The following is a 26,545-nucleotide window of genomic DNA, read 5'->3' on the forward strand; positions in this document are numbered from 1 at the left end:
CCCCCGAAGAATCGGCAATGGTGCCCTTTGCCGGCGCTCAGCGCAAGGCGTCGTTGAGCCGCTGCAGGGCTTTCGCGCCTGGACAGAGCTGGTCGGGTCCCAGCGCGTTGAGCGGGCGGTCGCTGGTGTTGAGCGCGGTGTGCAGGTCGGTCGCCAGCGGGTCGACGTAGAGCAGCCCCGTCACGATCTCGCCCATCTCCTGATGCCTTTGCATGTGGGCCATGGCGGCGTAGCGGTCGCCAGGGTTGTAGTCCGGGTGCAGGCTGCGCAGCCGCAGCAGCGTGCCGTCGTGCTGGCGGACGTCGAGCACTTCGCCCGGCGCCATGTCCACGGCGATTTCCTCGCGGCCGCTGATGAAGTCGATGCGGCTGACCGCCTCGTTGTGTTCGCGCACGTAGTCGTAACTCTTCGTGCTGCCGGGGTGGTTGTTGAAGGCGATGCACGGACTGATCACGTCGATGAACGCGGCGCCGCCGTGGCTGATCGCGCCCTTGATGAGCGGCACCAGTTGCGCCTTGTTGCCCGAGAAGCCGCGGCCCACGTAGCTGGCGCCGAGCTGCAGCGCCATCGCCACGAGGTCGACGGGGCTGTCGGTGTTGACCACGCCTTTCTTGCTCTTCGAACCCTGGTCGGCCGTGGCTGAGAACTGGCCCTTGGTCAGGCCGTAGACGCCGTTGTTCTCGACGATGTAGGCCATGCGCACGCCGCGCCGCATGGCGTGCGCGAACTGGCCCAGGCCGATGGAGGCCGAATCGCCGTCGCCGGAAACGCCGAGGTACAGCAGGTCGCGGTTGGCCAGGTTGGCGCCCGTCAGCACGCTGGGCATGCGGCCGTGCACCGTGTTGAAGCCGTGCGAGGCGCCGAGGAAGTAGTCCGGCGTCTTGGAGCTGCAGCCGATGCCCGAGAGCTTGGCGACGCGGTGCGGCTCGATGTCCAGTTCCCAGCAGGCCTCGATGATCGCGGCGGAGATCGAGTCGTGGCCGCAGCCGGCGCACAGCGTGGAGATCTTGCCCTCGTAGTCGCGCCGCGTGTAGCCGACCTTGTTGGTGGCCAGCGTCGGGTGGTGCAGGCGGGGCTTGGCGAGATAGGTCATGCGAGTTCCTCGGTCTCGATCGTGCGGCTGATGGCCTCCGCGATGAAGCGCGCCGTGATGGGCGTGCCGTCGAAATGGAGCACCGGCACCAGCCGGGCCGGATCGATGCCCAGCTCGTTGACCAGCAGGCTGCGCATCTGGGCATCGCGGTTCTGCTCGACCACGAACACGCGCTCGTGCTGCGCGATGAAGTCCGGCACGCTCTGCGGGAAGGGGAAGGCGCGCAGTCGCATCGCGTCGAGGTGGATGCCGTCGGCCTCCAGCGTCTCCAGCGCCTCGTGCATGGCCGGGCTGGTCGAGCCGAAGTGGATCACGCCGAGCCCGGTCTTTACGGCGGCGGGCCGCAGCACCGGCCGCGGCACCAGCGTGGCCGCCGTCGCGAACTTCTTCAGCAGCCGCTCGACGTTGTAGATGTAGTCGGGCCCGCGCTCGGAGTACCGCGCATAGGGGTCGCGCGTCGTGCCCCGCGTGAAGAAGCTGCCCTTGCTCGGGTGCGTGCCGGGCAGCGTGCGCCAGGGGATGCCATCGCCATCCACGTCCTTGTAGCGGCCGAAGTCTTTGCCGGCCTCCAGTTCCTCGGCCGTCATGACCTTGCCGCGGTCGTAGACGCGGCTGTCGTCCCACGCGAAAGGCTTGCACAGACGCTGGTTCATGCCGATGTCGAGATCGGTCATGAGGAAGACCGGCGTCTGCAGTCGGTCCGCCAGGTCGAGCGCCGCCGCGGCGTGCTCGAAGCATTCGTGCGGATCCTCGGGAAACAACAGCACGTGCTTGGTGTCGCCGTGCGATGCGTAGGCGCAGGACAGGATGTCGGCCTGCTGCGTGCGCGTGGGCATGCCGGTGGAAGGACCGCCCCGCTGCACGTTGACGAGCGTGACGGGAATCTCCGCGAAGTAGGCCAGCCCGATGAATTCCGTCATCAGCGAGACGCCCGGCCCGGAGGTCGCGGTGAATGCGCGCGCACCGTTCCATCCGGCGCCGACCACCATGCCGATGGAAGCGATCTCGTCCTCCGCCTGCACGATGGCATAGCGGTTCTGGCCGGTGGACGGATCGACGCGGAACTTCGCGCAGTACTTCTGGAAGGCCTCGGCCACCGACGACGAGGGCGTGATCGGATACCAGGCCGCGACCGTCGCGCCGCCGTACACGCAACCGAGCGCGACGGCGCTGTTGCCGTCGACGAAGATGCGGTCGCCCACCCGATCGGCGCGCCGCACTTTCAGCCCCACGGCTTCTCGCAGGTTCTCGCGCGCGAAGTCGCAGCCGAGGTGCAGCGCCTGCACGTTGGAGGCCAGCAGCTTCTCCTTGCCCTTGTACTGCTCGCCGAAGAGCTTCTCGACCACTTCCGGCTCGATGCCCAGCAGGATCGCGAGCGCGCCCACGTAGACGATGTTCTTGAAGAGCTGGCGCTGCCGCGGGTCGTGATAGACCGCATTGCAGATCTCGGTCAGCGGCATGCCGATGACGCGGATGTCGTCGCGGAACTTCGAGGGCGGGAGCGGCCGCGTGCTGTCGTAGAACAGGTAGCCGCCGGGCTCCAGTTCGGCCAGGTCGGCGTCCCAGGTCTGCGGGTTCATCGCGACCATCATGTCGGTGCCGCCACGCCGGCCGAGATGGCCGCTCTCGGTCACGCGCACCTCGTACCAGGTCGGCAGGCCCTGGATGTTGCTCGGGAAGATGTTGCGCGGACTCACCGGCACGCCCATGCGCAGGATGGCCTTGGCGAACAGCTCGTTGGCCGAGGCCGAGCCGGAGCCGTTCACGTTGGCGAACTTGATGACGAAGTCGTTGACGGCTTCGATCCGGGGCGTCTTCATGCCGCGACCTCCTCTGCCTTGACGCGCGTTCCGGCCGGCGTCATCTTGAGCAGGAACTTCTGCATGTCCCAGGCACCCGTGGGGCAGCGCTCCGCGCACAAGCCGCAGTGCAGGCAGACGTCCTCGTCCTTGACCATCACGCGGCCGGTCTTCAGCCCGCCGGAGACGTAGAGGTCCTGCGCCAGGTTGAGCGCCGGCGCCTTCAGGCGGGCACGCAACGCCGGTTCGTCGGCGTTCTCGGTGAAGCTGATGCAGTCCATCGGGCAGATGTCCACGCAGGCGTCGCATTCGATGCAAGCCGTCTCGGTGAACACGGTCTGCACGTCGCAGTTCAGGCAGCGCTCGGCCTCCTTGAAGGCGGTGGCGGCATCGAAGCCGAGTTCGACCTCGACGCGGATGCTCGCCAGCGCCTTCTCGGCCTTGGCCCAGGGCACCTTGTAGCGAAGGTCGTTGGAGGTGTCGTTGTCATAGCTCCACTCGTGGATGCCCATCTTCTGCGACACGAGGTTGGTCATCGGCGGCGGTCGCGCATGCACCGGATCGTCGTGGAGCAACTGGTCGATCGACACCGCCGCTTCATGCCCGTGCGCCACGGCCGTGATGATGTTCTTGGGACCGAAGGCCGCATCGCCGCCGAAGAACACGTTCGGCACCGAGGACTGGAAGCTGGTCGCGTCCAGCTTCGGCAGGCCCCACTTGTCGAAGTCGATGCCGCAATCGCGCTCGATCCACGGAAAGGCGTTTTCCTGCCCCACGGCCACCAGCACCTCGTCGCATTCGAAAAACGCATCCTCCTCGCCCGTCGGCACCAGCGAGCGACGGCCTTGCGCGTCGTACTCCGCGCGGACGATCTCGAAGCGCATGCCCGTCAGCCTGCCGCTCTCGTGGACGAAGGCCTTGGGCACGTGGAAGTTGATGATGGGGATGCCTTCGTGCTGCGCGTCTTCCTTTTCCCAGGGCGAGGCCTTCATCTCCTCGAAGCCGCTGCGCACGATGACCTTCACGTCGGTGCCGCCCAGACGGCGCGCCGAGCGGCAGCAGTCCATCGCGGTGTTGCCGCCGCCCAGCACGATGACGCGACGGCCGATGCGGGTCACATGGCCGAACGAGACCGAGTTGAGCCAGTCGATGCCGATGTGGATGCTGGCCGCGGCCTCCTGCCGGCCCGGCACATCGAGGTCGCGCCCGCGCGGCGCACCGCAGCCGACGAAGATCGCGTCCCAGCCCTGCGCCATCAGCGCCTTCATGGATTCGATGCGCTCGCCGCTGCGGAACTCGACGCCGAGGTCCAGGATGTAGCCCGTCTCCTCGTCGATCACCGACTCCGGCAGCCGGAAGCGCGGGATCTGCGTGCGGATGAAGCCGCCGGCCTTCGCCTCGCCATCGAACACCGTGACCTCGTAGCCCAGCGGCGCCAAATCGCGCGCGACGGTGAGCGAGGCGGGCCCCGCGCCGATGCAGGCGATGCGCCGGCCGTTCCTCGGCGCGACGGTCGGCATGCGCGAACGCACGTCCTCCTTCATGTCGGCGGCCACGCGCTTGAGCCGGCAGATCGCCACCGGCTCGGGATCCTTGGCGTTGCTCTCCTCGACCCGCCCGCGCCGGCATGCGGGCTCGCAGGGCCGGTCGCAGGTGCGCCCGAGGATGCCGGGGAAGACGTTCGAGACCCAGTTGACCATGTAGGCGTCGCCGTAGCGGCGCTGCGCGATCAATCGGATGTACTCGGGAACGGGGGTGTGCGCCGGACAGGCGTACTGGCAATCCACGACCTTGTGGAAGTAGGCCGGATTGGCGATATCGGTTCGCTGCAAGGCTTGTCTCCTGGCTGCTGCCCGCTGCTCTTGGGGTTAGGGCTTTCGCGGGTCTACCCTCAGTATGCGCCGCCCGGGCCGAATCAAATCCTTGGTGGAATCCCGCAGCGCTATGGCGTGGTGCGTTCGCGCAACGGAAAGACGTAGGACGCCGCCGCAAGACCGAGCGCGCCGCCGATCAGCGTCTCCCAGAAACGTGCGGTAAGCAGCGAAAGCGAATGCTCGCCACTGGCGGCGAGCGTGACGATCAGCGTGAACGTGTAGGCGGCGCAGGCGATGTCGTAGCGCTTCGGCAGGGCCATCGCGTAGATCACCATCGCGAGGGCCGCCGCAGCCCACAGGAGGAGCGCGGCGTGCTCCGCCACCGGGAGGCAGGCCAGTCCGAGCGGCAGCCCGATCGCGGTGCCGATCACGCGCTGGCGGATCCGGGCGATGGTCCCCGCGGCGGTGCTGGTCACGACATAGGTGCAGGCAGCCATCGCCCAGACCGATTCGGTCAGCGTGAATGCGCTGTTCAGCGCCACGATGACAAGCGCCGCCAACGCGGCCTGCAGGCCCATCACGAACTCCGGCGAGAGGCGCCAGAAGCTGACGACCTCCGGCGCCGGCGGCATCGCGGTGGGGTGCTCGGCAGGGCCGCTCAGCACCCGGGGAACGATGGCTGCGATGGCGGCGATCACGCCCGCTGCACCCAGCAGGAGAAAGTCGGATGTCGTCAGTCCGAGGCCGTAGGCGAGCAGTTGGCCGATGAAGAACTGCGATCCGGCACCGCCGCCCAGCAGGCCGAAGCGCTTCCCGTAACCGACGAGGAAGGCGCCGAGAACGAGCGTGAGCTCGGGCATCGCCCTGCCGGACAGCATCAGCCAGGGCGTCAGCCCTGCCGTGAAGGCGCCGCCCAGCACCGCGCTGAGCGTCAACAGCGCGAGGTCGCGGCTCGATTCGCCGCGCGTGGCGCGCCCTTCGGAGACGCTGGCCCACAGCGCGATGCCTCCCGCCAGCAGGCTCAACGAGGCGCCGTCGGGCAACTTGTAGGCGATGTCGTAGACCGCGCCCATCAGCGCGGCAATGCCGTAGGCCGTCGCGAGGCGAAGCCCCTTGATCCGACGATGGACGCCGGGGTCGATCTCGTCGAGCCAGTGGGAGATGGAGGCGAGGTGCTTCCAGGGGCGATTCATGGGTGAACGATGAGCGAGCTGAATGTCACCATGCCGTCGCCGAGTTTCTTCCTCCGCGCCCTCGGGCGCAATCCGATCAAGGGCTCAGCCTGAACAGGCTGGTCGCCTCCAGATCCAGCACCGGCATCTCCTTCTGGTTGAACAGCCGCCAGCGCCAGCGCAGGATGCCGAGCGTCGGCCGCTTCTCCGATCGCCGCGCCTCGACCACGTCGGCCACGAGCCGCAGGCTGTCGCCGGGCCTCACCGGGTTGGGCCACTTGAGGTACTGCAGGCCGGGCGACGCGAAGGATTCGGAGCCGGCGAGCGCGGCATCGGTAACGAGCCGCATGGCGATCGCGCTGGTGTGCCACCCGCTCGCGATGAGGCCGCCGAAGGGCCCTTCGGCCGCGGCAGCCTCGTCCGTGTGGAACCACTGCGGGTCGTAGGCCCGCGCGAACTGGACGACTTCCGCCTCGGTCACGAGGTACGGGCCGGCCTCGATGACCTGGCCCGTGTGGAAGTCGGCAAATTTCATCAGGGCATCAATAGGTTTCGAGGTGCAGCCGGCCTTCGCGCTTGAGGCTCGCGCCGACGGTGTCCCAATCCAGGCCCGCGTCGGTCGCCACGTCGCGCAGCGCGAGGACGACGCCCTCTTCCATGCTCTTCAGTCCGCACACGTAGAAGTGGCTCTGGCCGTCCTTCAGCAGTTCGACGAGGTCGGCGGCGCGCTCGCGCATCATGTCCTGCACGTAGCGCCTGGGCTGGCCTTGCGTGCGCGAGAAGGCGAAGTTGATATCGATGAAGTCCTTGGGCAAGGTCTGCAGGGGGCCGAAGTAAGGCAGCTCCTGCTGTGTGCGCGCGCCGAAGAAGAGCAGGAGCTTGCCGCCTTCGAACTTGCCGCTCTTGCGCAGGCGCCGGCGCCATTCGGTCATCGCGCGCATGGGTGCGCTGCCGGTGCCGGTGCAGATCATGACGATGTGCGACTTCGGATGGTTCGGCATCAGGAAGGACGAGCCAAAGGGCCCGATGACCTGCACCTTGTCGCCGACCTTGAGGTCGCACACGTAGTTGCTGCACACGCCGCGAACGGGGTTGCCCTGGTGGTCCTCCAGCACGCGCTTCACGGTCAGCGAGATGTTGTTGTAGCCGGGGCGCTCGCCGTTGCGCGGGCTGGCGATCGAGTACTGCCGCGCAAAGTGCGCCTTGCTGTTGGCGTCGAGGCCGGGCGGGATGATCGCGATCGACTGGCCTTCGAGCACCGGGAACGGCATGGTGCCGAAGTCGAGCACGATGTGGTGCGTCTGGTTCTCGTAGCCGGCTTCCGTGCAGTTGAAATTGCCGACGACCGTGGCAGTGGTCGGCGCCTTCGGCGGGAAGAGGTTGGTGTACGCGTGCGCGGCGGACCACGGCGGCACCGTCGCGCCGTATTGCGCCGAGTTGAACGCCACTTCGCCCGGCGCGGTCGGCGGCTGCGGCGAAGCGGTCGCGACCTGCACCAGTGCATCGTCCGGCGAGGCCACGCCTTCGGCTTCGAGCTGCTCGGGCGAAAGTTCGGCGGGCAGTTCGTCCCAGGTCAGCTGCTCCTCGATCGAATAGGCGCGCGCCACGGGCATGGTGCGCCAGTTGTCGATCGAGCCCGTCGGGCACGGCGAGATGCAGGCCATGCAGCCGTTGCACACGTCGGCGCGCACCACGTAGTTGCGGTCGTCGTGCGTGATGGCGTTGACCGGGCAGGTCGCCTCGCAGGTGTTGCACCGAATGCAGATCTCGGGGTCGATCAGGTGCTGCTTGATGACCGCGACGTCGACAGCCATGTCCATCGTGTTCTCCTTTGTTGCCGAGCGACCGACCCATGGCCGCCACTCGGCATTTTCCTCCCGGCCTTTTCGCAGAACACCGTGGAACCGGCTTTGCCGGGCCACCGGTGTTGCCCCCTGCAAGGGGGTAGGCGAAGCGACACGAAGTGCGCGTAGCCTGGGGGTTAGCCAAATCTGACGTATTCGAAATCCACCGGCTGGCGGTTGATGCCCATCACAGGTGGTGCAATCCAGCCGGCGAACTTGCCGGGGTCGACCACGCGGCCCATCAACGATGCCACGAAAGCGAAGTCTTCGGGGGTCGGCAGCCACTCGGCCTTCTTCGCGGCCCATTCCTGCTCGTTGACTACGCGGCCTTCGGGCGACATCTTGATGCCGGCCAGGGCACCGATCTGGCGGTTGAAGGCTTTGTGCGGCACGGTGAGGCGGGTCGGGATGCCGGCCTTCTCGAGCACCTTGTTCCAGCGGCCGACGCCGGCCACGGAGTCCTTGATGAAGTCGTCGCGCAGCACTTCGTTGAGCGCGTTGAGCATCGGCACGTCCTTCTCGACGAGCTGGCCGTCCACGACTTCGAGCACCTTGTAGGTCTGGCCCTTGAGCACGTGGTCGTCGGTGCGCTTGCCTTCCTCGTAGCGGCCCTTGAGGCCGGAGCTGTAGAAGGTGGCGGCGTTGCTCGACTGGTCGGCGCCGAACAGGTCGATGGTCACGCTGTAGTGGAAGTTCAGGTAGCGCTGGATGGTGCCGAGGTCGATGGCGCCGGCGGCGCGCACCTTCTGCGGGTCGTCCGTCTTCAGTTCGTTCATGACCTGCGCGGTGCGCTGCAGCACGCGCGACACGCCGCTCTCGCCCACGAACATGTGGTGCGCTTCCTCCGTCAGCATGAACTTGGTGGTGCGAGCCAGCGGATCGAAGGCGCTCTCGGCCAGGGCCGACAGCTGGAACTTGCCGTCACGGTCGGTGAAGTACGTGAACATGAAGAAGGCGAGCCAGTCGGGCGTCTTCTCGTTGAAGGCGCCCAGGATGCGCGGGTTGTTTGCATCGCCAGACTGACGCTGCAGCAGCGCCTCGCCTTCTTCGCGTCCATCGCGGCCGAAGTGCTTGTGCAGCAGATAGACCATGGCCCACAGGTGACGACCTTCTTCCACGTTGATCTGGTAGAGGTTGCGCAAGTCGTACATGCTGGGCGCGGTCAGGCCCAGGTGGCGCTGCTGCTCCACCGATGCCGGCTCGGTGTCGCCCTGCGTGACGATGATGCGGCGCAGGTTGGCGCGGTGCTCGCCGGGCACGTCCTGCCAGGCCTTTTCGCCCTTGTGGTCGCCGAAATGGATCTCGCGGTTGGCATCGCCCGGGTTCAGGAAGATGCCCCAGCGGTAGTCGCGCATCTTCACGTGGCCGAACTGCGCCCAGCCCTGCGGATCGACGCTCACCGCGGTGCGCAGGTAGACGTCGTAGTTGGTCGAGCCGTCCGGCCCGACGTCGTCCCACCAGTTGACGAAGTTCGGCTGCCAGCCTTCGAGCGCGCGCTGCAGCGTGCGGTCCTCGCCGAGGTTGACGTTGTTGGGGATCTTCTCGCTGTAGTTGATCGTGCTCATCGTTGTTCCTTGGGTTTGATCGGGCTCTGTGTCAGACGCGGTTCAAGTCGAAGCCGGCTTTTTCACCGGTTCCGTAGACCTTGAGCGCGCCTTTTTCGCCGACGGCGTTGGGGCGCTGGAAGATCCAGTTCTGCCAAGCGGTAAGCCGGCCGAAGATGCGGGTGAACATGTTTTCCTGGCTCGCGAAGCGCAGGTTGGCTTCGAGGCCGGTGAGCGCATCCGGGGACATGGCGGCGCGCTCTTCGATGGCGATGCGGATCTCGTCGTCCCAGTCGATGTCGTCCGGCGCCATCGTGACGAGGCCGAGCTTGAGCGCCTCGTCGGCGTCGAGCGCCTTGCCGGCGGCGCCGCGCGCGGCCTCCATCGGCGCGCTCTCTTCATAGAAGCGGCGCTGCAGGCGGGTCTGGTCGTTGACCATCGGGAAGAAGCCGAAGTTGAACTCGTCGAGGGTGAGCTTCGGTGCCTTCTCGGCATCGTCGGGCAGCGCGAGCATGTAGGCACGGTCGGCCGCGAAGGCGATCTCGGCCAGCGTGCCGGCGAAGCAGGAGCCCGACTCGATCAGCGCGAAGAGGCTGCGCGACGACACGTCGAGGCGGGCGAGCGTGCGGCGCAGCGCGCCGATGGTTTCGCGCACCAGCCAGTGGTCCTTGTTCGCGAGCATCGTGGCATCGCTGGCGAGCACGGCCTGGGCGTCGCCTTCGGTCTTGAGCAGCCAGGTGCCGACGTCGAGCTCGTTGGTGCGCATGTTGAGGATGGCGTCGTCGAGCTGACGGGCCATCGCGAGGGGCCACCAGGTGGCGCCTGCCGCCTCGATGGCGGCGATGTCGGCCGGTTGCGCGCCCTTCGGTGCCTTGACGGTGAAGGTGGCGGTGCGACGGGCGCGGTCGATCTCGACCGTGACGTGTTCGTAGCGCAGGCTGTCGGCGCCCTCTTCGCGTTCGAGGCGGGTGAGGCTCACGCCCTTGCCGTTCGCCGGGCGGTCGCTGCCTTCGGCCAGCTTGGCGGCGCGTTCCTGCACGGCGGCGCCGAACTGGGCCGGCTTGGCGATGGCATCGACGAGGCGCCAGTCGACGGCGCGCTGGCCGCGAACCCCTTCGACGCTGGTGCAGAAGATGTCGGCGAGGTCATGGCGCACGTGGCGCTTGTCGGTGACGCGGGTCAGGCCGCCGGTACCGGGCAGCACGCCGAGCAGCGGCACTTCGGGCAGCGAGACGGACGACGAGCGGTCGTCGACCAGGACGATCTCGTCGCAGGCCAGCGCGAGTTCGTAGCCGCCGCCGGCGCAGGCACCGTTCACGGCCGCGATGAACTTCAGGCCCGAATGCTTCGAGGTGTCTTCGATGCCATTGCGGGTCTCGTTGGTGAACTTGCAGAAGTTCACCTTCCAGGCGTGGCTGGAGACGCCCAGCATGAAGATGTTGGCGCCCGAGCAGAAGATGCGGTCCTTGGCGCTGGTGACGATGACCGAGCGCACTTCGGGGTGCTCGAAGCGCACGCGGTTCAGGGCGTCGTTGAGCTCGATGTCGACGCCCAGGTCATAGCTGTTGAGCTTGAGCTTGTAGCCGGGCCGGATGCCGCCGTCTTCCGCGATGTCGAGCGACAGGCGCGCGACCGGACCCTCGACGCTCAGTTTCCAGTGACGGTATTGGGTGGGGTCGGTGCGGTAGTCCACACGGGCGGGATGCGCAGCGGTTTCGGCCATGTCGAAGTCTCCTTGAAGGTTCGGTGGCGAGGAACAATAGTGCATTTGTCGATCGCCGGAACATGCATCATGCTGCATGTTTTGGGGCGAGTCAACACCGGAATGGATTTTTTACAGGTCCTTCTGGTCGCCCGGTCAGCTTTCGTGATTCATCATCTCGCGCACCGCGGTGCGCAGCAGCTGGAAGCTCTCCGGCAGGTCGTGGCCGGTGGTGTCCACGCTGAGGTCGGCCTTCGAATAGAAGGCGGCCCGGCCGCTCAGGATGCGGCGCAGGTCGTCCATGGCCTCCTTGCTGGCGGCCATGGGCCGGGTGTCGCCCTGCGCGCGGACGCGGCCCATGTGTTCTTCGGGGGCCGCCTGGAGCCAGACGGTCGTGCAGTGGGCGAGCAACTGGTTGAAGGTGGCCGGATCGGAGACGATGCCGCCGGGCGTGGCGATCACCACTTCGCTGTAGATCTGCACCGTCTCCTCGAGGGCGCGGCGCTCGTAGCGGCGGTAGGCGTTGGTTCCGTAGAGGTCGTGGATCTCGCGAACGCTGCAGCCGGCGAACTTCTCGATCTCGCGGCTCAGCTCGATGAAGGGCACGTCGAGATCGTCCGCCAGCATCTGGCCGAGCGTGGACTTACCCGCGCCGCGCAGGCCGATCAGCGCAATGCGGCGCTGCCGGGCCGGATCGCCGGCGGCGGTGCCGAGCAGTTCGCCCAGTGCGATGCGCGCGCGCCGCAGGTCGGCTTCGCCGCGGTGCTCCAGCAGCTCGCGGATCAGCAGCCACTCGGGCGAGAGGGTGGTGACGTCGCCCACCAGTTCGGCGAGCGAGCACTGCAGGGCGGTCGACACCTGCTGCAGCACGAGGATCGACGCGTTGCCGATGCCGTATTCGAGATTGGCGAGGTGCCGCTCCGACACATTGGCCGCCTGCGCCACTGCCTTGCGGGTGAGGCCACGCCGCGCGCGCAGGTTGCGCACGCGCTCGCCCAGCGCCACGAGCAGCGGGTTCTTGGCCTCCTCGGCCGGGGTGTTCGCGTCGGTGGGCGCGGTCAGTACCGCGTCGTCGGCTCGCTCGTTCATGGGTCTCTCTCGCTGTCGTCGATGGGTGCCGTCAGGGTTAACACGGGTTCATGCACTATATTGCTTGACACCATTTGACTGCATGTTTATGGTTCGCTCACAGGCAAGATACTGCACGCAGCCGATTGCCGCAAGTTGGTTCCCCCACGCACGAAGAAATCGCCATGTCCAAGCAAGACTTCCATCAGATCGTCGCCGATGTAGCGACGCAGATCGCCGGCCGTCCGCTCGACGATGAACTCGACCGCTGGCTCAACACCCACCATGGCGCCGGCACGCCGAGCTTCGCCAACCTGAAGCAGGCCTGCATCGACGGCGTGGCCGAAGGCTGGCTGTGCGAGCGCGAAGGGGGTGGCATCCGCTATGGGCGGGTGTTCAAGGCCGAGGACGCACTGAGCCGTTTTTCGGTCGACGTGGTCGACATGCGGGACATTGCCGGGCCGCACCACACGCATCCCAACGGCGAGATCGATCTGATCATGCCGCTGGAAGGCGACGCCACTTTCGACGGCCGACCGGCGGGCTGGTGCGTCTACCCGGCCGGAAGCGCTCATCACCCGACTGTTGCGCAGGGCCGCGCCCTGGTTCTCTACCTCCTGCCCGAAGGGGCCATTCAATTCAGCAAGTAAGGCTCACCCCCAGGCTCGCGCACTTCGTGTCGCTCTCCACCCCCTCTCCGGGGGCAAGACCCGCGGCCCGGCAGAGCCGGTTCCGCGGTGCTTTCCGAAAACGTCTTTTTACCGTCTGACCTTCATGACCGAACTCCTCTCCAATTACGTTGCTGGCCGATGGCAGGCCGGGAGTGGCAGCGGGACGCCGTTGTTTGATCCGGTGCTGGGTGCTGAACTGGTCCGGGTGGATGCGACGGGGCTGGATCTGCCGGATGCTTTCCGCTTCGCACGTGAAACCGGGGGGGCGGCGCTGCGCGGGCTCAGCTACCGCGAGCGTGCGGGACTGCTGGGTGCCATCGTGAAAGTGCTGCAGGCGAATCGCGACAGCTACTACGAGATCGCCACCGCCAATTCCGGCACCGTGAAGAACGATTCGGCGGTCGACATCGACGGCGCGATCTTCACGATCGGGCAGTACGCCAAGTGGGGCGACGCGCTGGGCGACGTGCGTGCCCTGCGCGACGGCGATGCCGTGAAGCTAGGCAAGGAGCCGGTGTTCATGTCGCAGCACCTCCAGGTGCCGACGCGGGGCGTGGCGCTGTTCATCAATGCCTTCAACTTCCCCTCCTGGGGCCTGTGGGAAAAGGCCGCGCCTGCCCTGCTTTCCGGGGTGCCGGTCATCGTGAAGCCCGCGACTTCCACCGCATGGCTGACGCAACGCATGGTCAGGGACGTGGTCGAGGCGGGCGTTTTGCCGGCGGGCGCGCTGTCGGTGATCTGCGGCAGTTCCAACGGGCTGATGGACCAACTCGAACCCTTCGACGTGGTCTCTTTCACCGGCTCGGCCGCAACCGGCGCGGTGATCCGCTCGCATCCCGCGGTGGCGCAGCGCTCCGTGCGGGTGAACATCGAGGCGGACAGCCTGAATTCCGCCTTGCTGCTGCCGGATGCGGCGCCCGGCTCTGAGGCCTTCAATCTGCTGGTGCGCGAGGTGGTCCGCGAGATGACGGTGAAGTCGGGCCAGAAATGCACCGCGATCCGCCGCATCCTGGTGCCCGCCTCGGTCTACGACGCGGCGTCGGAGGCCATCGGCGCGAAGCTCGCCGGCATCACGGTCGGCAATCCGCGCCACGAGAGCGTTCGCATGGGCTCGCTCGTGAGCCGGGCGCAACTCGACGCCGTTCGCGAAGGGCTCGAATCGCTGAAGGCGCAAGCCAGCGTGCTGCATGACGGGAGCGTGAAGCCGCTCGTCGATGCCGACCCGGCCATCGCTGCCTGCATCGGCCCCCTCCTGCTGGGCGCGCGCGATGCGGATGCGGCCGACCGCGTGCATGACGTAGAAGTCTTCGGCCCGGTGGCCACGCTGCTGCCCTACCGCGACCTGGATCATGCGATGGCGCTTGCGCATCGCGGGCAGGGCTCGCTGGTGACTTCGCTCTACGGCGCCGACGAAGTCGCACTGGGCCTGGTGTCGGTGCAGCTCGCCGCCAGCCATGGGCGCGTTCATGTGATCACGCCCGATGTCGCCCAGGCGCAGACGGGCCACGGCAACGTGATGCCGATGTCGCTGCATGGCGGACCGGGCCGTGCGGGCGGCGGTGCCGAACTGGGCGGCCTGCGCGCGCTGGATTTCTATCACCGCCGCAGCGCGGTGCAGGCCAGCCCGGGCGTGCTGGCGCAGCTCGGACTGCAGTAGCCCGCACACACTTTCCCGACGAACCCGAGGAGACAAACGATGAGCCTGCCGAACCCCTTCAACTTCGCGGAGCACCTGTTCGCACTCAACCGCGGCCGCGCGCAGAAGGCCGCGTACGTCGACGACCACGGTGCGCTCGGCTACGGCGAGCTCGAGAACCGCGCACGCCGGCTCGCCGCCGCGCTGCTTGCCAATGGCGTGCGCCGCGAAGACCGCGTGCTGCTGCTGATGCTCGACGGCAGCGACTGGCCGGTGAGCTTTCTCGGCAGCCTCTACGCCGGCGTGGTGCCGGTGGCGGTCAACACGCTGCTCACCGCGGACGACTATGCCTACATGCTGAATCACAGCGGTGCGACGGCGGCGCTGGTTTCGGGCGCGCTGCTGCCCGTGTTGCAGGAGGCGATGTCGAAGGCGCCAAGCGCTGTGCGCACGCTCTTCGTCTCGCGACCCACCGGGCCACTGCCCGACGGCGCGCACAACCTCGACTCGGCCATTGCGGCGAACGATCCGCTGGCCGCGCCCGCCTCCACAGCGCCGCAGGACCATGCCTTCTGGCTCTATTCCTCCGGCTCGACCGGCAAGCCCAAGGGCACGGTGCACACGCACGCCAATCCATGGTGGACGGCGGAGCTCTACGGCAAGCCGGTGCTGGGCCTGACCGAGAACGACATCTGCTTTTCCGCCGCGAAGATGTACTTCGCCTACGGCCTGGGCAATGCGCTGACCTTCCCGCTCTCGGTCGGTGCCACCGTCCTGCTGATGGCCGAGAGGCCGACGCCCGATGCCACATTCAAGCGCTGGACCGGCGCCCACAAGCCGACGGTCTTCTTCGGCGCCCCGACCGGCTTTGCCGGGATGCTCGCCTCCCCCGGCCTGCCCGCGCGCGACGCCGTCGCGCTGCGCATGTGCTCGTCGGCCGGCGAGGCGCTGCCGGGCGAGATCGCGCAGCGCTTCAAGCAGCACTTCGGCTGCGAGATCGTCGACGGCATCGGCTCGACCGAGATGCTGCACATCTTCATCTCCAACCGGCCCGGCGACATCCGCTACGGCACCACCGGCAAGCCGGTCGAGGGCTACGAGATCGAGTTGCGCGGCGAGGATGGCAAGCCCGTCGCCGTCGGTGAAGTCGGCGACCTCTATATCAAGGGACCGAGCACCGCACTGATGTATTGGGCCAACCCCGAGAAGAGCGCCGACACCTTTCGCGACGACTGGACCAAGAGCGGCGACAAGTACTCGCGCGACGCCGACGGCTACTACACCTATGCGGGCCGCAGCGACGACATGCTGAAGGTCAGCGGCATCTATGTGTCGCCCTTCGAGGTCGAGGCCACGCTGATGCAGCACCCGGCCGTGCTGGAAGCCGCGGTGATCGGCAAGGAGGATGCGGACGGGCTGACGAAGACCAAGGCCTACGTGGTGCGCAAGGACGGCCAGTCCGTCGGCGAGGACGAACTGAAGACCTTCGTCAAGGAGCGCCTCGCGCCCTACAAGTACCCGCGCTTCATCGAGTTCGTGGACGAATTGCCGAAGACCGCCACCGGAAAGATCCAGCGTTTCCGTCTCCGGGAGCGGGAGCGGAAGGCGTGAGCACGGCGCCCGGTTTCGCCGCCATCCGCTGGCGGGGAAAGGACGTGCGCATCGAATACGTGCGCATCGCCCCGGAACGCAGCGATGCGCCATTGCTCGTCTTCCTGCACGAAGGCCTCGGCTCGATCGCCATGTGGAAGGATTTCCCCGAGCGCCTGTGCGAAGCCGGCGGTTTCCGCGGGCTGGTGTTCTCGCGTCCGGGCTATGGCCGTTCGACGCCGCGCGACCCCGACGAGGTCTGGGATGTTGACTTCATGCACCGCCAGTCGCACGAAGTGCTGCCGGCCTTCTTCGAGGCGATCGGCCTCGACGAGAAGCCCTGGCTCTTCGGCCACAGCGACGGCGGCTCGATCTCGTTGCTGTACGCGGCGCGGTTTCCCGACAGGGTCGCCGGCCTCGTGGTGCTGGCGCCGCACATCCTGGTGGAAGACGTGACGGTCGCCAACATCGAGCTGGCGCGCCAGGCCTACCTCGAGACGGACCTGCCGCAGAAACTCGGCCGCTATCACGACGATGTCGACTCCGCCTTCTGGGGCTGGAACCGCATCTGGCTGCACCCGCCCTTCCGCCACTGGAACATCGAGGCGGAGCTCGACACCATCGCTTGCCCGGTTCTTGCTATCCAGGGAATCGATGACGAGTACGGCACGCTCCGGCAGATCCGCGACATCGCCGAGCGGGTGCCGCAGACGCGGCTCCTGGAGATCCCGGACTGCGGGCATTCCCCGCACCGCGACCAGCCCGAAACGGCGATAGTTGCGACCGTCTCGTTCCTGAACGAGCTGTCAGGGAAAACTCTTAATTGAGAGATAAATAGTTTACCAGTAAAGTATTGACGCCTCAGGTATTCGGCGAGGTGTCCCCTGAATTCGACCCGGCCCCGGCCGCAACCACCTGAATTTTTCAACGCAAGGAGTCCCTCCATGAGCATCCGCATCGCACGCACCACGCTGACCGCCCTCGCGCTGGCCACCATCGCCACGCTGGGGCATGCCCAACAGGGCAAGCTCAAGGTGGGCATGATGCTGCCGTACAGCGGCACCTACGCGGCGCTCGGCGTGGCCATCGAGAACGGCTTCAAGCTGCGTCTGGAGGAGCAAGGCGGCAAGCTCGGCGGCCGCGAGATCGAATTCGTCAAGGTCGACGACGAATCCGATCCGGCCAAGGCGACGGACAACGTCAACAAGCTGATCAAGCGCGACAACGTCGATGTGATCATCGGCACCGTGCACTCCGGCGTCGCGATGGCCATGGCCAAGGCGGCCAAGGAAAGCGGCACCGTGCTGATCGTGCCGAACGCCGGCGCCGATGCAGTGACCGGCCCGATGTGCGCGCAGAACATCTTCCGCAGCTCATTCTCGAACTGGCAGGCCGCCTACGCGATGGGCGAGGTCATGGCCAAGCAGGGCAAGAAGAAGGCCATGACCATCACCTGGAAGTACGCGGCGGGCGACGAGTCCACCGGCGGCTTCAAGGAAGGTTTCGAGAAGGCCGGCGGCCAAGTCACGAAGCAGCTCACCGTGCCGTTCCCGAACGTCGAGTTCCAGGCCCTGCTCACCGAGATCGCAGCGGCCAAGCCCGATGCGGTGTATGCCTTCTTCGCCGGCGGCGGCGCGGTCAAGTTCGTCAAGGACTACGCGGCGGCAGGGCTCAACAAGACGATTCCGCTCTTCGGCACGGGCTTCCTGACGGACGGCACGCTCGAAGCGCAGGGCGATTCCGCCCAGGGCATGCTCACCACGCTGCACTATGCCGACGGCCTGAACACGCCGCGCGACACGTCCTTCCGCACCGCCTACGCCAAGTCGTTCAAGCTGCAGCCCGACGTCTATGCGGTGCAGGGCTACGACGCCGCCCAGATGCTCGCGATCGGCCTCACCGCCGTGAAGGGCGACATCTCCAAGAAGGCCGAGTTCGCAGCCGCCATCGAGAAGGCGAAGATCGACAGCCCGCGCGGCACCTTCACGATCAGCAAGTCGCACAACCCGGTGCAGGACATCTACCTGCGCAAGGTCGAAGGCAACGAGAACAAGATGATCAACGTCGCGGTGAAGAACCTGGCCGATCCGGCACGCGGCTGCAAGATGTGATGTAGCTCGCCCCCAGGCTTGCTCACTTCGTGTAGCCGCCTACCCCCTGCCGGGGGCAACACCTGCGGCCCGGCGGAGCCGGTTCCGCGGTGTTTCCCTGATGGGACTCCGCCCCTCTCATGATCTTGTGGAAGAACCTGGAACGTGGACTTCGGTACCTTTCTTGTTCAGTGCCTGAACTCCGTGCAGTACGGGCTGCTGCTGTTCCTGGTCGCCTCGGGGCTGACGCTGATCTTCGGGATCATGGGCGTGATCAATCTCGCTCACGGCAGCTTCTACATGCTGGGCGCCTACATGGCGTTCGCGCTGTCGCCGCTGTTCGGTGACCAGTTCATCGTGATGCTGCTCGCGGGCGTGGTGCTCGCGGCGATCTTCGGCTATGTGCTGGAGTGGGCCTTCTTCAGCTATCTCTACCAGCGGGACCACCTTCAGCAGGTGCTGATGACCTACGGGCTGATCCTGGTCTTCGAGGAATTGCGCTCGCTGCTGATCGGCAACGACGTGCACGGCGTGAAGGCGCCGCCCTGGCTGGACGGCAGCTTCGCGCTGGGCAGTCTCATGAGCTATCCGTGGTATCGGCTCTTCGCCTCTGCGGCGTGCGTGGTGCTGGCGGTCGCGCTGTACTACGTGGTGAACCGCACGCGCCTGGGCATGATGATCCGCGCCGGTGCAAGCAACCGCGACATGGTGCGCGGCCTGGGCATCGACATCCGGCGGCTGTACCGCATCGTGTTCGCGGCCGGCGTAGCGCTCGCCGCGCTGGCCGGGATGATCGCGGCGCCGATGTCCTCGGTCTATCCTGGCATGGGCGCGAGCGTGCTGATCATCTGTTTCGTCGTGGTGGTGATCGGCGGCATCGGCTCGATCACCGGTGCGCTGGTGGCGTCGCTGCTGGTGGGCTTCGTCGACACTTTCGGCAAGGTGTTCTTCGCCGACCTGAGCGGCATGGGCGTGTATGTGCTGATGGCGATCGTGCTGATCTGGCGCCCCGAAGGTCTCATGGGACGAAAGATCTAGCATGCAACGCATTTCCCATTTCGTACCCCTGCTCTCCGCCATCGCGCTGGCTGTGCTCGGCCCGATGCTGAGCCCCTACCTGTCGGACCTGATCGTGAAGGTGATGATCCTCTCGATCTTCGCGCTGAGTCTCGAACTGCTGGTCGGCATGACGGGCCTCGTGAGCCTCGGCCATGCGGCCTTCTACGGCATCGGCGCCTATGCGACGGTGCTCGGCTCGGGCAAGGAAGGCGGCTCGATCGCGCTCCTGCTGCCGCTGGCGATGGGCTCCGCGGCCGCCTATGCCCTCTTCGTCGGTGCGCTGAGCCTGCGCACGCGGGGTGTGTACTTCATCATGGTGACGCTGGCCTTCGCGCAGATGGCCTTCTTCGTGTTTCACGACACCGCGCTCGGCGGCGGCAGCGACGGCATCTACATGTACATCCGCCCTGCGCTCGGCGCGCTCGACATGGAGAACCGCTACGTGCAGTTCTATTTCGTGCTGGCCGCCCTCGCAGGCACCTACGGCTTCCTCGCGCTGATCCGGCGCTCGCGCTTCGGCGCCGCGCTGGCGGGCATTCGCGTCAACGAGCAGCGCATGCGTGCGGCGGGCTTTCCGGTCTACGGCTACAAGCTCGCGGCCTTCGTCATCGCGGGTGCGCTGGCCGGGCTGGCGGGCTTCCTCGTGGCGTCGCGCGACGGCGTGGTGAATCCCGAGCTGCTGGCCTGGCACAACTCCGGCGAGGTGCTGCTGATGATCATCCTGGGCGGCCTCGGCCACCTGCGCGGCGCGGTGATCGGCGCGGTGGCCTTCACGTTGCTGAAGGAGCTGTTGTCGACGCAGGCGATCGTCGGCCCGCTGGCCGACCACTGGCAGTTCACGCTGGGCCTCGCGATCATCGCGTTCGTCGCGCTGCTGCCCCGGGGAATCATCGGCATTGCGGCCCGTGTGTCGCCGAAGGGTGCGGCATGAGCACGCTGCTGGCCGTCGACACACTGACACGGCGCTTCGGCGGGCTGGTCGCCGTCAACGCCGTGAGCCTGGACCTGCGCCGCGGCGAAGTGCACGCGGTGATCGGCACCAATGGCGCGGGCAAGTCCACGCTGATCAACATGCTCTCGGGCGAGATCAGCGCGTCCGATGGCCGCATCTCGCTCGATGGCGAGGACATCACGCAGCGCGCGCAGTTCCGGCGTGCGCTGGCCGGCGTGGGGCGGAGCTACCAGCGCACCACGATCTTTCCGGAATTCACCGTGCTCGAAAACTGCCGGCTCGCCGCACAGGCGGCGACACCACGGCCCTGGGCCATCTGGCAATCTTCGAAGCACTGTGCCTACAGCAATGCGGCGGCGCGCGAATCCCTTGCGGAAGCCGGCCTCGATGCGGTGGTCGATCGCATCGCCGGCACGCTGAGTCACGGGGCCAAACGCCAGCTAGAAGTCGCGATGTGCCTGGCAACCAAGCCGCGCGTGCTGCTGCTCGATGAACCGCTGGCCGGCATGGGCGCGGAAGAGACGGAGCGCATGCTGGCGCTGCTGACCCGGCTCAAGGACTCGCACGCGATCCTCCTCGTCGAGCACGACATGGACGCGGTCTTCCGCATCGCAGACCGCATCACGGTGATGGTCAACGGGACGGTGATCGCGACGGGCGACCCGGCATCGATCCGCACCAATCCCGAAGTGCGCACCGCGTACCTGGGCGAGGACCACTGAAATGCTTCAGATCGAAGGCCTCAATACCTACTACGGCGACAGCCACATCCTGCGCGGTGTGGATGTCGAGATTCCCGCCGCAACGTCCGTCGGCCTGCTCGGCCGCAACGGCATGGGCAAGACGACGCTGATCCGGTCGCTGATGGGCTACGTTCGCCCTGCCTCCGGACATGTGCGGCTCGATGCCCAGGAGGTCACCGGATGGGTGCCCGAGAAGATGGCGCGCCGCGGCATCGGCTACGTGCCCGAAGGCCGCGGCATCTTTCCGAATCTCTCGGTGCGCGAGAACCTCCTGATGAGCGCGCGCGCGGGCATCGACGGCAAGCGCGAGTGGACCTTCGACCGCGTGATGGCGACCTTCCCGCGGCTCACGGAGCGCCTTTCGAACGGCGGCCAGCAGCTGTCCGGCGGCGAGCAGCAGATGCTCTCCATCGGCCGTGCGCTGATGACCAATCCGCGCCTGATGATCCTCGACGAGGCCACCGAAGGGCTGGCGCCGCTGATCGTGGCGGAGATCTGGCGCGTGATCAGCGACATCCGCGCGACCGGCATCGCGACGCTGATCGTCGATCGCGACTGGCGCAAGGTGCTCGGGCACACTGACCGTGCCGTCGTGATGGAGAAGGGCCGCATCGTGCGGCACGGGGCGTCGTCGGAGCTATTGGGTTCGCCGCAGGTGCTGGAGGAATTGCTCGGGGTCTAGGGGCCGGAGCCCGCGGGCGCGACCTCGACCGTCCGCCTTCGTTGCCACTGCTCGACCTCGCCGGCGTGCAATGCCAGGAATCGAGCGAGTAGATCGAAGCGGCGACGGGTCTGCGCCTGAAAGACCCGCCGAACCACCGGTGCCAACGCCCATCGCAACGCCGGTGGTCCTACGTCGAACGAATACGTGTAGATGAGCACGGACGTGCCGTGGCCCACTGCGCGATGGCGCATGGATGCCGCCCATCGGGTGAACGGAAACGACGGCTCTTCCATCGAGGCCGCCGCGATGCGCGGGCGGTCAAAAGAGACAAAGCGGGTCCGCATCGAGAGTGCCCCGAGGATTCCTCTCCCGGTGTTCTCGGTCGTCGCGCCGACGAAGGGGCACGGTGCAGCGCCTTCCACTCGGGTTGCGCCGACGAGAGAATCCCATCGGTGCCGCCACTCGTGATAGTGGAATGCGTCGAACACCACCTCCGCGCTGGCCGGCATGGCGAACTCCATTCGCTCGTGCGTCATGTTTCAGGCCTCCTCGATCGTGTCAATGACCATGCCCCACTTGGCAAACTCGGGCTCGAACTCCATCAGCTTCAGCAGACCCATCGAGGTTGACGCTCCGACCGCCACTTCGCCGCCGGCGGCGAGACGGCGCGCCAAGAGAATGGCCGCCATGCAAGGAATCTCGGGACCGTGATCGTTGCCCGCAGCGATGTGCCACGCGCGCCGGGCCGTCCGCCCGGAGCCGGCAACGCCCTCGACGCGCACCACCATGCCGCCGTTTTGCGTGCCCAGGCGATCGAACATCGGAGACGCCGCGGCCACTGCGCGCGAGAAGCTCGCCGGATTGGGCAGCAATCCGACAGCGCGCGCAGCGGCCAGCGCGGCGAGTCCCCATTGGGTCAGCCTCACTTCGAGTGCCGCGCGAAAGATCACGCGCTGCGTGACGCCGTAGTGTGTCGGAAAGAGTTCGAGGTCAGGGATTTCGCACAGTGCGCCGACGCGGGCCCTCATGCGCGCAAACGCAACGACTTCCGGGCCAGCCCATCCCCGTCGAGTCCGCCATTGACCCTTTTCCCAGACGGAGATGTCCTCGCCGCAATAGCTCAGTACCGCGGCGATCGTCGCACGCCCCCTCGGGGCGGATTGCGCAGGCGCGATGCAAATGTCGATGCTGTCGATGCGCTGCCAACCCGCGCAAAGATGATTGACGACAGCCGAAGAGAGCGCCGGGACCGTGCTTGCACCGGTAACGGCTGCTCGACCAGCGGATCGAAAGGCTTCGTCCATCGCGGCGTGAAAGTCGCAGACGAAGCGACGCCCGTCAGACAGGTCTATGTAATGCGCTCCGGCAGCCGCTGCCGCCTTGGCGACCGCATAGCCTTGAGCTTGGAACGGTCCCGCCGTGTGGATGACCATTTCGATCCCCATCGCACGAAGCGCCTCGGCAAGGACTTGGCCAACATCGAGTGCGATGCCCATTGCACCGCCGCCCAGTTCCGCGGCGAACGCACGGGCCTTCGGCGCGCTCCGGCCGGCGATGACCAACTCCACATTGGGTTGCTCTGCCAAGGCCCGGCAGATGCGCGCGCCGAAATTTCCGTATCCGCCAGAAACCAGGACTCTCAATCAGTTCCCCCAGCCCGCGTTGCTCCCTTGTTTCCGACGAATGTAGCTCGATTGCGAAGGGCGGGACCAAGTGCCAAAATTCTGACGCTCCAGGAGGAACGCCATGCCATCGCATCGATTTCCTCTGCCGCGTCGGCACACGTTCGCGTCAGCCGCGTTCACCCTCGCCTCGACTGGACTGCTCGTGGCGGACGGCGTCAATGCCGGGCGCACCGTCGATGCCTTTGACCCGCTCCTGTCGGCATCCGGCGTCTGCGGGCCAGCCATGTCCGGCCCGCCCACATCGCTGAAGGCCCTGGTCCGCGTCGCAAGCCAGACGGCACCACCCGCGCAGGCGGCCACCGCCGAGCCGCCGCTCTACAAGAACCTCGGCTCGCTCCAGTTCCGCATCACGACGAAAAGTCCGCAGGCGCAGGCGTACTTCAACCAGGGCTTGCGGCTGGACTTCGGCTTCAACCACGCGGAAGCGCAGCGCGCCTTCCAGACCGCGCAGAAGCTCGATCCCGACTGCGCGATGTGCTTCTGGGGCGAGGCCTTCGTGCTGGGCACGAACATCAACGTGCCGATGATGCCGGAGGCGAATGCACCGGCCCTGGCTGCGCTCGGCAAGGCGGTAGCGCTCAAGGGCGGAGCCAGCGCGAAGGAGCAGGCGCTGATCGGCGCGCTCGAGAAGCGCTACGCCGCCAGTCCGCCGCCCGATCGCGCGCCGCTCGACGCGGCCTACGCCGATGCGATGAAGGCAGTGGCCACGGCCTTCCCCGCCGACAACACGGTGCTGGCACTCTATGCCGAGGCCGCGATGGACACGCAACCCTGGGACTACTGGGAACCCGGTGGCGCCAGATCGAAGGGCCGCGGCGCGGACATCGTGTCGACGCTCGAGACGGTCCTCCGGCGTGACCCGGCCCATGCCGGCGCGATCCATCTCTACATCCATGCGATGGAAGCGTCGACGCAGCCCGAGAAGGCCCTGCCCTATGCCAACCGCCTCGCGGCCCTGATGCCGGGCGCTGGCCACGTGGTCCACATGCCGGCGCACATCTATTACCGCGTGGGCATGTACCGCGATTCGATGACGCTGAATCGGAAGGCCGAGCAGATCGACGAGAACTACTTCAGGACATCGCCGTCGGACCCGATCTACAAGACGGCCTACTACCCGCACAACATCCACTTCGTGATGGTGTCGGCGCTGATGGGCGGTGACGGGAAGACCGCCGTGGCGTCGGCGAAAAAGCTCGATGCCTCGGTGCCGATGGACCTGGTGAAGGCATTCCCGATCCTGCAGCCGATCAAGTCCTCGCCCTTCGCGGCGCATGCGCGCTTCAGCGATCCCGACACGATCCTCGCGCTGGCACCGCCCGGCAACGACGCCGCGCTGGTTTCGACGATGTACCACTACGCGCGCGCCGTCGCCCTCGCGTCACGCAAGGACAAGGCAGGTGCGCAGAAGGAGATCGACGCGATCGAGCAGATCGAACGCACGGCCGACTACAAGGCCTTCGAGGCGTGGGGGCTGCCGGCCAGGGAGATCATCCGCACGGCGGGCCTGGTCGCGGCGGCGCGGCTCGCCGATGCGAACGGCGACCTCGACAGTGCCGCCAAGCTCTATGCAGATGCCGTCAGGATCGAGGACACCATTCCCTACACCGAGCCACCCTACTGGTACTACCCCGTGCGGCAGTCGCTGGGCTCGGTGAAGCTTCGCCAGGGCAAGCTCGACGAGGCGCAGCAGGCGTTCCGCGACTCGCTCGTGCACGTGCGCAACAACGGCTGGGCACTTGCGGGCCTGGTGGAGGTGGAACGCGGGAAAGGCAACGCTGGAGCCGAAAAGACGGCGAAGACGGCCTACGACCGCGCATGGTTCGGGCCGCGCGGCGGGCCCGATCTTGCGCGGCTCTGACGTGCCCGATGCGCGCTATGCGCGTGATGGATGGCGAATATCCATGAGCCGCATGGACAAACGAAATTCGAATGGGAACACTGAGGACGCATGCCGCGCATGCCGGCCACAGTCCCGATGTCTTCAATCAACGGAGAACGCATGAAAACCAACACGCGAATACGCACAGCGATGGCCGCGACGTGCCTCTCGCTGGGCCTGCTGTCGATCCCGGCGCAGGCGGGCGAGATCCCCATCGTGACGGGTGAACAATGGAGCACCTCGAGCGAGGCCGTCAAGAAAGCGTACCTCGTCGGCCTTGCCAACATGGTCCAGGTCCAGAGTGCCTACCACGCGGGCAATCCGCCGTCGGACGCGCAGAGTTTCCTGCCGCGCCTGGCCAAGGGCATGGAAGGGCAGACACTCGACAGCGTGCGCGAAGGCGTCGACCGCTGGTACGCGGCCAACCCGACCAAGATGAGGCATCCGGTGCTGGACATCATCTGGTTCGAGATGGCCGTGCCCGGCCTGCAGAAGAACAAGTAAGGAAGCCGACCATGAAACACATCAGAATGGCGACGGTGGTCGCAGCCCTCGCGCTCGCCGCAGCCTGCACGGACATGACGCCGCGGCAGCAGGGCACGATGAGCGGGGCGGCCATGGGTGCGGCCGGCGGCGCCGGCATCGCGGCGATCTCGGGTGGGGACGCGTGGACGGGCGCCGCCATCGGCGGCATCGCCGGGGGTATCGCGGGTAACATCCACGGCGGTCGGCAGCAGCAATCCGGTTGGTGAACGTGAAGGACCTCTCATGACTCTCTCAGATCGTTGCTGCGAAACGGGCGATTCGCCCGTCGGCGGCCGGCGCGCATGGTTGAAGAAGGCCGGCGGCTGTGCCGGCGCCGCGGTGCTGATGGCCGGGATCGGCCTTCGGACCGACGATGCGCAGGCGGCTTCGCTGACCAAGGCCCAGCGCGACGCGCTGACGCCCGACCAGGTCATCGAGTTGATGAAGAAGGGCAACCAGCGCTTCCGCGCCGGCAAGCTGCAGACGCATGACTACCTCGCGCAGAAGCGTTCGAGCGCCTCGGGCCAGTACCCCGCCGCGGTGATCCTGAGCTGCATCGACTCGCGCGCGCCCGCCGAGATCCTGCTCGACATGGGCATCGGCGACACCTTCAACGCGCGGGTCGCCGGCAACATCGCCAACAAGGACATCTTGGGCAGCCTGGAGTTCGCCTGCGCGGCGGCCGGCGCCAAGGTCGTGCTGGTGATGGGCCACACCGCCTGCGGCGCCGTGCGCGGCGCGATCGACAACGTGCAGCTCGGCAACCTGACCGGGCTGCTCGACACGATCAAGCCGGCCATTGCGGCGACGACCTACACAGGCGAGCGGACCGGCAGCAATCCGGCCTTCGTCGACGCCGTCGCGCGCTCCAACGTGCAACTGACGATCGACACCTTGCGCAGCGGCAGCCCGATCCTCGCCGACCTCGAGAAGAAGGGGCAGATCAAGATCGTCGCTTCGATGTACGACCTGTCGAATGGCGTCGTGACTTTCTTCTGAGGGCGTGTTCGCG

24 protein-coding genes are annotated in these 26,545 nt (G+C 66.9%); 13 read left to right on the plus strand and 11 right to left on the minus strand.

Going from position 1 to position 26,545, the window contains the following annotated elements; translation table 11 throughout:
• Positions 1 to 37 precede the first annotated feature (37 nt).
• The 9 genes from ACSFBL_RS17630 to ACSFBL_RS17670 all read right to left on the minus strand — a co-directional run bounded on the left by ACSFBL_RS17630 (position 38) and on the right by ACSFBL_RS17670 (position 12,057).
• On the minus strand, positions 38 to 1,093 hold the full coding sequence (locus ACSFBL_RS17630) for a 2-oxoacid:ferredoxin oxidoreductase subunit beta (protein ID WP_435517089.1): 1,056 nt from the start codon (positions 1,091 to 1,093) through the stop codon (positions 38 to 40).
• Positions 1,090 to 2,913 carry a 2-oxoacid:acceptor oxidoreductase subunit alpha gene (locus ACSFBL_RS17635; RefSeq protein WP_435517090.1) on the minus strand — a complete coding sequence of 608 codons (1,824 nt, stop codon included), beginning with the start codon at positions 2,911 to 2,913 and terminating at the stop codon, positions 1,090 to 1,092. The genes ACSFBL_RS17630 and ACSFBL_RS17635 overlap by 4 nt, the downstream gene beginning before the upstream one ends.
• Positions 2,910 to 4,724: an FAD-dependent oxidoreductase gene (locus ACSFBL_RS17640; protein WP_435517091.1), complete on the minus strand. Its 1,815-nt coding sequence runs from the start codon at positions 4,722 to 4,724 to the stop codon at positions 2,910 to 2,912. The genes ACSFBL_RS17635 and ACSFBL_RS17640 overlap by 4 nt, the downstream gene beginning before the upstream one ends.
• Positions 4,725 to 4,834: 110 nt before the next feature.
• Positions 4,835 to 5,899: an FUSC family protein gene (locus tag ACSFBL_RS17645; protein WP_435517092.1), complete on the minus strand. Its 1,065-nt coding sequence runs from the start codon at positions 5,897 to 5,899 to the stop codon at positions 4,835 to 4,837.
• 76 nt (positions 5,900 to 5,975) lie between these two features.
• Complete coding sequence (locus ACSFBL_RS17650; RefSeq protein ID WP_435517093.1) at positions 5,976 to 6,413, minus strand: MaoC family dehydratase; 438 nt, start codon at positions 6,411 to 6,413, stop codon at positions 5,976 to 5,978.
• Positions 6,414 to 6,420: 7 nt separating this feature from the next.
• Complete coding sequence (gene boxA / locus ACSFBL_RS17655; protein ID WP_435517094.1) at positions 6,421 to 7,698, minus strand: benzoyl-CoA 2,3-epoxidase subunit BoxA; 1,278 nt, start codon at positions 7,696 to 7,698, stop codon at positions 6,421 to 6,423.
• Between the two features lie 161 nt (positions 7,699 to 7,859).
• A complete protein-coding gene (gene boxB, locus ACSFBL_RS17660; protein ID WP_435517095.1) occupies positions 7,860 to 9,287 on the minus strand; it encodes a benzoyl-CoA 2,3-epoxidase subunit BoxB in 1,428 nt (475 codons plus the stop codon).
• A 31-nt stretch (positions 9,288 to 9,318) separates the two neighbouring features.
• The gene (gene boxC, locus ACSFBL_RS17665) at positions 9,319 to 10,989 is read right to left on the minus strand and encodes a 2,3-epoxybenzoyl-CoA dihydrolase (RefSeq protein ID WP_435517096.1); all 1,671 of its coding nucleotides are present in this window, start codon (positions 10,987 to 10,989) and stop codon (positions 9,319 to 9,321) included.
• 135 nt (positions 10,990 to 11,124) lie between these two features.
• A complete protein-coding gene (locus ACSFBL_RS17670) occupies positions 11,125 to 12,057 on the minus strand; it encodes a helix-turn-helix transcriptional regulator (RefSeq protein WP_435517097.1) in 933 nt (310 codons plus the stop codon).
• Positions 12,058 to 12,221: 164 nt separating this feature from the next.
• Between ACSFBL_RS17670 and ACSFBL_RS17675 the strand changes: the two genes are divergently transcribed.
• From ACSFBL_RS17675 to ACSFBL_RS17715, 9 genes are all read left to right on the plus strand, one after another.
• Complete coding sequence (locus tag ACSFBL_RS17675) at positions 12,222 to 12,686, plus strand: 4-hydroxylaminobenzoate lyase (protein ID WP_435517098.1); 465 nt, start codon at positions 12,222 to 12,224, stop codon at positions 12,684 to 12,686.
• 124 nt (positions 12,687 to 12,810) lie between these two features.
• Entirely contained in the window at positions 12,811 to 14,364 is a 1,554-nt protein-coding gene (locus ACSFBL_RS17680; RefSeq protein WP_435517099.1) for a 3,4-dehydroadipyl-CoA semialdehyde dehydrogenase, read from the plus strand.
• Between the two features lie 39 nt (positions 14,365 to 14,403).
• Positions 14,404 to 15,954 carry a benzoate-CoA ligase family protein gene (locus ACSFBL_RS17685; RefSeq protein ID WP_435517100.1) on the plus strand — a complete coding sequence of 517 codons (1,551 nt, stop codon included), beginning with the start codon at positions 14,404 to 14,406 and terminating at the stop codon, positions 15,952 to 15,954.
• A complete protein-coding gene (locus ACSFBL_RS17690) occupies positions 15,951 to 16,760 on the plus strand; it encodes an alpha/beta fold hydrolase (RefSeq protein WP_435517101.1) in 810 nt (269 codons plus the stop codon). The genes ACSFBL_RS17685 and ACSFBL_RS17690 overlap by 4 nt, the downstream gene beginning before the upstream one ends.
• A 117-nt stretch (positions 16,761 to 16,877) precedes the next feature.
• Positions 16,878 to 18,044, plus strand: a complete 1,167-nt coding sequence (locus tag ACSFBL_RS17695) for an ABC transporter substrate-binding protein (RefSeq protein WP_435517102.1) — start codon at positions 16,878 to 16,880, stop codon at positions 18,042 to 18,044.
• A 144-nt stretch (positions 18,045 to 18,188) separates the two neighbouring features.
• Entirely contained in the window at positions 18,189 to 19,061 is an 873-nt protein-coding gene (locus ACSFBL_RS17700; protein WP_435517103.1) for a branched-chain amino acid ABC transporter permease, read from the plus strand.
• 1 nt (position 19,062) lies between these two features.
• Positions 19,063 to 20,013 (plus strand): branched-chain amino acid ABC transporter permease, encoded by a 951-nt coding sequence (locus ACSFBL_RS17705; protein ID WP_435517104.1) that lies wholly within the window; start codon positions 19,063 to 19,065, stop codon positions 20,011 to 20,013.
• Complete coding sequence (locus ACSFBL_RS17710) at positions 20,010 to 20,756, plus strand: ABC transporter ATP-binding protein (protein WP_435517105.1); 747 nt, start codon at positions 20,010 to 20,012, stop codon at positions 20,754 to 20,756. The genes ACSFBL_RS17705 and ACSFBL_RS17710 overlap by 4 nt, the downstream gene beginning before the upstream one ends.
• A 1-nt stretch (position 20,757) precedes the next feature.
• Positions 20,758 to 21,459: an ABC transporter ATP-binding protein gene (locus ACSFBL_RS17715; RefSeq protein ID WP_435517106.1), complete on the plus strand. Its 702-nt coding sequence runs from the start codon at positions 20,758 to 20,760 to the stop codon at positions 21,457 to 21,459.
• Here the strand turns inward: ACSFBL_RS17715 and ACSFBL_RS17720 are convergent.
• Together ACSFBL_RS17720 and ACSFBL_RS17725 are read right to left on the minus strand one after the other, a co-directional pair.
• Positions 21,456 to 21,977: an SRPBCC family protein gene (locus ACSFBL_RS17720; RefSeq protein ID WP_435517107.1), complete on the minus strand. Its 522-nt coding sequence runs from the start codon at positions 21,975 to 21,977 to the stop codon at positions 21,456 to 21,458. The genes ACSFBL_RS17715 and ACSFBL_RS17720 overlap by 4 nt on opposite strands.
• A 3-nt stretch (positions 21,978 to 21,980) precedes the next feature.
• A complete protein-coding gene (locus ACSFBL_RS17725) occupies positions 21,981 to 23,084 on the minus strand; it encodes a saccharopine dehydrogenase family protein (RefSeq protein WP_435517108.1) in 1,104 nt (367 codons plus the stop codon).
• Positions 23,085 to 23,187: 103 nt separating this feature from the next.
• Here ACSFBL_RS17725 and ACSFBL_RS17730 point away from each other — a divergent pair, with 103 nt between their 5' ends.
• From ACSFBL_RS17730 to ACSFBL_RS17745, 4 genes are all read left to right on the plus strand, one after another.
• Positions 23,188 to 24,987 (plus strand): tetratricopeptide repeat protein, encoded by a 1,800-nt coding sequence (locus ACSFBL_RS17730; protein WP_435517109.1) that lies wholly within the window; start codon positions 23,188 to 23,190, stop codon positions 24,985 to 24,987.
• A gap of 141 nt (positions 24,988 to 25,128) precedes the next feature.
• Entirely contained in the window at positions 25,129 to 25,512 is a 384-nt protein-coding gene (locus ACSFBL_RS17735) for a hypothetical protein (RefSeq protein WP_435517110.1), read from the plus strand.
• An 11-nt stretch (positions 25,513 to 25,523) separates the two neighbouring features.
• Complete coding sequence (locus ACSFBL_RS17740; protein ID WP_435517111.1) at positions 25,524 to 25,760, plus strand: hypothetical protein; 237 nt, start codon at positions 25,524 to 25,526, stop codon at positions 25,758 to 25,760.
• Between the two features lie 16 nt (positions 25,761 to 25,776).
• Entirely contained in the window at positions 25,777 to 26,532 is a 756-nt protein-coding gene (locus tag ACSFBL_RS17745; RefSeq protein ID WP_435517112.1) for a carbonic anhydrase family protein, read from the plus strand.
• The last annotated feature ends 13 nt before the right edge of the window (positions 26,533 to 26,545 follow it).

This window comes from Variovorax glacialis (assembly GCF_051216375.1).
GTDB lineage: Bacteria > Pseudomonadota > Gammaproteobacteria > Burkholderiales > Burkholderiaceae_C > Variovorax.

What these genes read in the sequence shown, in the direction of transcription:
- ACSFBL_RS17630 (WP_435517089.1), bottom strand. Translation starts at nt 1,093, where the DNA reads ATGACCTATCTCGCCAAGCCCCGCCTGCACCACCCGACGCTGGCCACC.
- ACSFBL_RS17635 (WP_435517090.1), bottom strand. Translation starts at nt 2,913, where the DNA reads ATGAAGACGCCCCGGATCGAAGCCGTCAACGACTTCGTCATCAAGTTC.
- ACSFBL_RS17645 (WP_435517092.1), bottom strand. Translation starts at nt 5,899, where the DNA reads ATGAATCGCCCCTGGAAGCACCTCGCCTCCATCTCCCACTGGCTCGAC.
- ACSFBL_RS17650 (WP_435517093.1), bottom strand. Translation starts at nt 6,413, where the DNA reads ATGAAATTTGCCGACTTCCACACGGGCCAGGTCATCGAGGCCGGCCCG.
- boxA (WP_435517094.1), bottom strand. Translation starts at nt 7,698, where the DNA reads ATGGACATGGCTGTCGACGTCGCGGTCATCAAGCAGCACCTGATCGAC.
- boxB (WP_435517095.1), bottom strand. Translation starts at nt 9,287, where the DNA reads ATGAGCACGATCAACTACAGCGAGAAGATCCCCAACAACGTCAACCTC.
- boxC (WP_435517096.1), bottom strand. Translation starts at nt 10,989, where the DNA reads ATGGCCGAAACCGCTGCGCATCCCGCCCGTGTGGACTACCGCACCGAC.
- ACSFBL_RS17670 (WP_435517097.1), bottom strand. Translation starts at nt 12,057, where the DNA reads ATGAACGAGCGAGCCGACGACGCGGTACTGACCGCGCCCACCGACGCG.
- ACSFBL_RS17675 (WP_435517098.1), top strand. Translation starts at nt 12,222, where the DNA reads ATGTCCAAGCAAGACTTCCATCAGATCGTCGCCGATGTAGCGACGCAG.
- ACSFBL_RS17680 (WP_435517099.1), top strand. Translation starts at nt 12,811, where the DNA reads ATGACCGAACTCCTCTCCAATTACGTTGCTGGCCGATGGCAGGCCGGG.
- ACSFBL_RS17685 (WP_435517100.1), top strand. Translation starts at nt 14,404, where the DNA reads ATGAGCCTGCCGAACCCCTTCAACTTCGCGGAGCACCTGTTCGCACTC.
- ACSFBL_RS17695 (WP_435517102.1), top strand. Translation starts at nt 16,878, where the DNA reads ATGAGCATCCGCATCGCACGCACCACGCTGACCGCCCTCGCGCTGGCC.
- ACSFBL_RS17705 (WP_435517104.1), top strand. Translation starts at nt 19,063, where the DNA reads ATGCAACGCATTTCCCATTTCGTACCCCTGCTCTCCGCCATCGCGCTG.
- ACSFBL_RS17710 (WP_435517105.1), top strand. Translation starts at nt 20,010, where the DNA reads ATGAGCACGCTGCTGGCCGTCGACACACTGACACGGCGCTTCGGCGGG.
- ACSFBL_RS17715 (WP_435517106.1), top strand. Translation starts at nt 20,758, where the DNA reads ATGCTTCAGATCGAAGGCCTCAATACCTACTACGGCGACAGCCACATC.
- ACSFBL_RS17720 (WP_435517107.1), bottom strand. Translation starts at nt 21,977, where the DNA reads ATGACGCACGAGCGAATGGAGTTCGCCATGCCGGCCAGCGCGGAGGTG.
- ACSFBL_RS17730 (WP_435517109.1), top strand. Translation starts at nt 23,188, where the DNA reads ATGCCATCGCATCGATTTCCTCTGCCGCGTCGGCACACGTTCGCGTCA.
- ACSFBL_RS17735 (WP_435517110.1), top strand. Translation starts at nt 25,129, where the DNA reads ATGAAAACCAACACGCGAATACGCACAGCGATGGCCGCGACGTGCCTC.
- ACSFBL_RS17740 (WP_435517111.1), top strand. Translation starts at nt 25,524, where the DNA reads ATGAAACACATCAGAATGGCGACGGTGGTCGCAGCCCTCGCGCTCGCC.
- ACSFBL_RS17745 (WP_435517112.1), top strand. Translation starts at nt 25,777, where the DNA reads ATGACTCTCTCAGATCGTTGCTGCGAAACGGGCGATTCGCCCGTCGGC.